Raw genomic sequence first — 2,873 nt, 5'->3', positions numbered from 1 at the left:
ACATCGGTGGGTTAAGACTCGGTGGAAATCAACAAACCGGGCGCAGGACGACCACCGGCCGAATGTGCCGCATCGAGCGGGCTTCAAGCAGCATGTGAAGCGCGACGAGCGGCGCACGCCCATCGCGTCCGATCGGGAGTATTACGCCGAGTTCGGCGGCAAGATGAGCGCCGACGATGCCGAAAGCGTCGAGACGGAATACCTGATCGAAGCGGCCGTGTTTCGCAAGGACGTGTGCGCCGGCTTCGATCACAAGATCGTCGCCAAGGCACTGATGAAGCGCGGCGTGCTGATGCCGCGCAGCGACGGCTATCCGTACCGGCAGGAGTACATCCCCGGTCACGGCAAGTTCATGGTCTATCGCGTGCTGCCGTCGATCTTCACGCTTGAGCTGTGAACAGCACCGCCGCCGTCCGGGAGGGCGGTGGCGGGCATTCCTTTGCGCGGCATATTTCTCCCGCGCGTCAAAGTTACTTTGAGCGATACGTGCCAGACGGAACCGGGCGGGCAGCTGCCGCGAATCTTGCCGCCACCGTAACAATCCGGGCTGGTTTATCTCCAGTATCTCCAGCGTTCTCCAAATCGTTTGGAGACACACGAAGCCTTACCCCGCAAGGCTTTGCGGCCGATTCAGGCGTTTATCTCCAAATCTCCAACTCGTTTTGCACTGAGCGGGCAGGCGTCGACCGACCGTAGCGACCGCGAAGCTATGCGGGGCACGGCTCTCCGGGATTCGATGGGCGTCGGAGGCGTGTTTTCGAGGGGGGTGTCCGCGATGCGCCCCGATCGGGCATTGTTGCGCCGACCGCAAGTGTCGGGGCGACCGGAAAGCGGGGGACCCTGCGTCTAGGGCAAAGACGCGGGGGCTCACACCCGCGTCTTTTCTCTACTGACGGCAGAAACAAGGGGGGCACATAATAATATGGGGCCAAATCACAAGCTTGCCCTATGCCTAGGCCGTTTCCGTTTTGCTGGTGGGGAACGCACGGAAGGGGGGCATACAGGGAAGGGCGAGATGGAACGCCGGCCGTCAACTGATCCGGGCCGATCGAGATTCGATGCTTCTACATCAATCAACGATTGCTGCATGTACGAAAATTCGTACCATATTCTCCTAGATACACCACGAACAATCTCACAACCGCGCTTTTCCGCCGCGACCTTGAATTGCGCGATTGATCCACATCTCACGACGACTATGAATCTTTGGGCAGTCAATCCAGTCTGGCAAAACTTCTCTTCGCTGTATCGGGAAGCGGTTACTGCGCGCGAGGCAAAGACGGGCATGGAGCGCTCGCATCATCTGACTGCGTCGCTCTATTTCGGTATCGCTGCGCTTGAAGCATTCTTGAACGAGAAGATGCGGGCACACATGAACGCAACGCATTCAGAAGAGGAGATTTTCAACAAATTGAGGAAGGGGCAGATCCTCGCAAAGATCAAGAAGTGGCCCACGGAATTACTCGGCAAGTCGCTCCTTCTCGGGCCCGCTACACTCGACCTGATCACTAACATTAACGACATCAGAGGCGATCTGACGCATCCCAAAACATCCGGGCGCGACATCTATGCAAAGCTTGAAACGATCAATCCGGATGCGGTGGTCGCAGCAGTTTCGGAATATGTCGTGAAATACCATGAAGCAGCGGGAACGAGATACCCGTATTGGATTTTCGGTTGGAACTACCTCAACCCTAGCCCGAACGTCCACGAGATCTACATCATCAACGATCAGCAGTTCTGCTTCTCGTTACAAGCCATTGGCTTCCCGGTACCAGCTGCGGCCCATTGGGAGGCAGAAGCTTGGCGCGATCAATATCTGAAGACGTTCGAGGGCTACGAGGCGATTCGTGACGCACTTGCAAAGCTGGAGTGTTGTGAACCAAAATTCGATCGATTTCCCTTCAAGCCAATTCTCTGCCGCCGGTGGTGGACATCTGAACACCACCGGACCTGTGGACATGTAACAGGCGAGGCTCTCGACTTTGCTCGCAACTATGGGCTCTAACTGATCCATCGTTTGGGCAACCACAGCACGTATTCGCTCCGATCGTTGTTGGTGCAGGGAGGTGGGCGAAGTCGCAAGGGCGACGGCGATTCATTAACGGGCTGACGCAATGCGGATGACCTCGGCTCCCGCTTTGAGCTGGTCGAGATGATCACCCCACGCCTGCATCATTCGTCTGCGCTCGGGCAGATATTCAGCGTGGACGTAGGCAGCCGTCACCTGATTGCGCTCGGCGTGCGCCATCTGGCGCTCTACAACGTCCCGGCCAAAGCCGAGTTCACGTAGAGCCGTGGCGGCGAGTCCGCGAAAGCCATGCCCCGTCATCCGCGACTTGTAGCCCATGCGATAGAGCGCGTAGAGCATGGTGTTGTTCGAGATGTGACTCCGGCCTTGCACGCTGTAGAACACGAATCGATGCTGGCCGTTGAGCGCGCGGAGCTGGGCGAGCACGTCGAGTGCCTGCCGTGAGAGCGGCACGATGTGCGGGTCGCGCATCTTCATGCGTTCCGGCGGTACGCGCCATTCTGCGGCGGCCTCGTCAAACTCCGACCACTCCGCACGGATCATTTCCGTTGTCCGCACAAACGTTAGTGCCATCAGGCGGAGCGCGAGCCGGGTGACTAGGTCGCCTTGGTAAGCGTCGATGTCTCGCATGAGCTGCGGAATCTCCGTCGCCTTCACGCGGGCCATGTGCTGTACGCCGGGCCCCTTCTTCAAGACCGTCTGCGCGTCGATGTCGGCTGCCGGATTCCTGGAGCATCGCCCGGTCATGATCCCGTACTGGAAGACCGCGCGCGAGCGTTGGAGGATTCGCTTCGCCGTCTCACGCACCCCGCGCGCCTCGACCTCGCGAACGATGCTGAGC

Annotated in this window: 2 protein-coding genes and 1 pseudogene; 2 read left to right on the top strand and 1 reads right to left on the bottom strand. The window is 58.9% G+C overall.

The window, feature by feature from the left end:
• Both JMF90_RS40360 and JMF90_RS31765 read left to right on the top strand, forming a co-directional pair.
• A pseudogene (locus tag JMF90_RS40360) lies at positions 1–397 on the top strand (hypothetical protein); the annotation flags it as partial.
• Between the two features lie 690 nt (positions 398–1,087).
• Entirely contained in the window at positions 1,088–2,008 is a 921-nt protein-coding gene (locus JMF90_RS31765) for a hypothetical protein (protein ID WP_226292085.1), read from the top strand.
• A gap of 93 nt (positions 2,009–2,101) precedes the next feature.
• On the opposite strand, the gene JMF90_RS31760 is transcribed toward JMF90_RS31765, so the two are convergent.
• Positions 2,102–2,873, bottom strand: a 772-nt coding sequence (locus JMF90_RS31760) for a site-specific integrase (RefSeq protein WP_201325915.1), incomplete at its 5' end; no start/stop codon positions are given.

Origin of the sequence: Burkholderia sp. E168m23 (assembly GCF_016586125.1) — a bacterium.
Lineage (GTDB): Bacteria > Pseudomonadota > Gammaproteobacteria > Burkholderiales > Burkholderiaceae > Burkholderia > Burkholderia orbicola.
Note: the sequence above shows the minus strand (reverse complement) of the source record. Positions and strands in the feature narration are given on the sequence as shown.